We start from the raw sequence: 552 nt of genomic DNA on the forward strand, positions 1-552 counted from the left end.
ACGCATACAGGTCATAGGGATTTTGTTATAATTGGAGAGCACTTCCGTGCAGAAAGGAGGTGCCACATCTAATGATTGTCGTTCTGTTTGTTATGAAGTATATCGTATGTCCAATTATTGTTGGGCGTGTTCTTTATTTATTAAATCAAGAACATAAACGATAAAAAAGAAACCCCAGCATATGCTTTGGTCGGCAGGCTGGGGTTTTCACATCTAATGATGTATCTGTCTGTTTGTTAACTTCAGTATATCTTTCATGTTATCTTTTGTAAACTTTCTAATCTTCCCAATCTAGTTCTAATTGTTGTCTAAATGCTTGTTGTTGTTCTTTAAATAGTGCTTTTTCTTCTTCAGTCATCTTTCTAGTTGTATTACTTTGATTTCGTTCATGTAGCCATTTGGGCGTTTTCTCACGACTGATATATTGTTTGGGTTGGGCTACATTCGCCATTTTGGGTTGTCGCTTACTATGAATGCGTTTCTCAGCATCAAAAGTAAACTCTAACCATTCTATTTTACGTCCTTTTTTCGCTTTAATTTTATTGATATGTA

The 552-nt window shown here is 35.1% G+C and carries 1 pseudogene; it reads right to left on the reverse strand.

Annotated features, from left to right (window positions below):
* Window positions 1–277: 277 nt before the first annotated feature.
* Window positions 278–552: pseudogene (locus HMPREF3057_RS03260) on the reverse strand (RepB family plasmid replication initiator protein); the annotation flags it as partial.

Source organism: Streptococcus sp. HMSC072D05, from assembly GCF_001815805.1.
Lineage (GTDB): Bacteria > Bacillota > Bacilli > Lactobacillales > Streptococcaceae > Streptococcus.